The organism is Hydrogenophaga sp. 70-12, assembly GCF_001897365.1.
GTDB classification, from domain to species: domain Bacteria; phylum Pseudomonadota; class Gammaproteobacteria; order Burkholderiales; family Burkholderiaceae_C; genus Hydrogenophaga; species Hydrogenophaga borbori.
Genome location: NZ_MKSS01000249.1, coordinates 1 through 1771, shown reverse-complemented (window position 1 = coordinate 1771; position 1771 = coordinate 1). Strand labels below are relative to the sequence as shown.

Genomic DNA, 1771 nt, shown 5'->3' with positions numbered 1-1771 from the left:
CACCACCACTGGGTGGAGTACGTGGTGATCGGCGAGCCCTTCGGCCTGATCGGCCTGGACATGGCCGGCCAGGTGCACTGGCTGCAGCTCGAACCCACCTCCAGCCTGCCCGACCTGGCCGATCTCGCCGCCTCGGCCGCCTTGGGTATGGAGGTGGTGCAGGCCATCCGCGCCGGCCAGCGGCTGGCGGCGGTGGAACTGCACCAGCAGCTCGCCCTGCCCGGGCGGGTGCGCACAGCGCCGGCCATCGCCATCGGCGAGGACGGCCTGCTCATGGCCGCGCCCTTCCAGCTCGAAGGGACCGAATTGCCCCAGCCCATTTACCCGTACCGCAACTTCCTGCAGTCCGAGAACCACCGCATGGTGCAGGACCACTGAGGCGCCGGGCGGCGCGAGTCCGCCCGTGCCCTCAGTCGACCGCGCCCGCCCGCGCGCGGCGGGCGATCGGCCACTCCCAGGGCTGCACGATGGGCGCCACCTCGCGCAGCACCGCCTCGATGTGCCCGATCTCGGCCTCGGTGAGCGCGGCATTCAGCGTCAGTCGCACCATGGCGCGGTTGCGGCTGGTGGCGGGGGCACAGAAGATGGCGCCGAACAGGCCGCGGGCTTCCAGCTCATCGCGCAGGCGCATGGTCCCGGGCTCGGTGCCGGCCTCCAGCGCAATGATCTGCTCGCTGCCCTGGTGGATGGGGTAACCCATGTCGCTGATGCTGGCGCGCAGGCGCTGGGTGATGGCCATGAGCCGCTCGCGCGCCGCGTCGGCGCGCTGCAGCACGCCCACGGTAGCGCGCAGGCCGGCCACCTCGTGCGGCAGCAGGCAGGAGCTGAAGATGTTCGGGAAACTGGAGCTCAGCACGTAGTAGCGCATGCTGGCCGGCATGGTGAAAAAGCCAGCGCGCCCGGCCATCGCCTTGGCCAGGCTGGCGGTAATGAAGTGCACCCGGTCGGTCAGGCCCAGTTCGGCGCACAGACCGGCGCCGCGCGGGCCATGGGTGCCCAGCGAATGCGATTCGTCGACCAGGATCATGGCGCCGTGCTTCTCCACCACCTCGACCATCTCGCGCAGCGGGCAGACGGCGCCGGTCGTGCTGTAGACCGAGTCCACCACCACCACCCCCGGGCCCTTCTTGGTCAACACCCGGTCCAGATGGTCCGGGTCGTTGTGGCGAAACGGAGAAGCGGGCGCCCGCGCCGCATGGGCGCCTTCCCACAGCGAGGTATGGGCCATGGTGTCGATGTAGACCGGCGTGTCGGCGTTGGCGATGGCCTGCAGCAGACCCACGTTGGCCGAGTAGCCCGATTGGCAAATCAGGCCGTCCTCCTTGCCCACCCAGTTCGCCATCTCCAACTCCAGCGCACGCGAGGGGTGCTGCGCCAGCAGAAACACGCCCGACTGCACCACGAATTCCGAGTTGCGGGTGAGGGCCGCGACCTGTGCCGAAACGATGTCCGGGTGGCCGGTCACGCTCAGGTAGTCGTTGCCGTCCAGGCGCACCGCGTTGGGACCGGGCTGGCTGCCGTGCAACACGAATTTGCCGCCCCAGTCCCCCTCCCAGCGGGGCAGAAAGTCCCGCTCCAGACGCGCGCGCAAAGCGGGGTTGAGCGGCGGATCTTTCGGCGCCGCGAGTTCGAGTGTTCCCAACGTTGTCATGGAGTTCCCTTTAAAGACCCAGGACTCCATTGAAAAAAGAAATGTGTGACGGATCGCACAAACCCTGTCAGGATTGACAGGGGGCTTGACGCTTTCGTCTCAACTTTGAGTTTGGAAAAC

At 68.1% G+C, this 1771-nt stretch carries 1 protein-coding gene and 1 pseudogene; one reads left to right on the top strand and one right to left on the bottom strand.

Features of this window, described 5'->3' with window-relative positions; genetic code table 11:
• Positions 1 to 378 (top strand): annotated as a pseudogene (locus BGO22_RS14045) (response regulator); the annotation flags it as partial.
• A gap of 31 nt (positions 379 to 409) precedes the next feature.
• On the opposite strand, the gene cqsA reads toward BGO22_RS14045, so the two are convergent.
• The gene (gene cqsA, locus BGO22_RS14040; protein ID WP_070397126.1) at positions 410 to 1651 is read right to left on the bottom strand and encodes an alpha-hydroxyketone-type quorum-sensing autoinducer synthase; all 1242 of its coding nucleotides are present in this window, start codon (positions 1649 to 1651) and stop codon (positions 410 to 412) included.
• Between the last annotated feature and the right edge of the window lie 120 nt (positions 1652 to 1771).

Coding starts and splice junctions, on each gene's coding strand:
- cqsA (WP_070397126.1), bottom strand. CDS start 1,651: ATGACAACGTTGGGAACACTCGAACTCGCGGCGCCGAAAGATCCGCCG.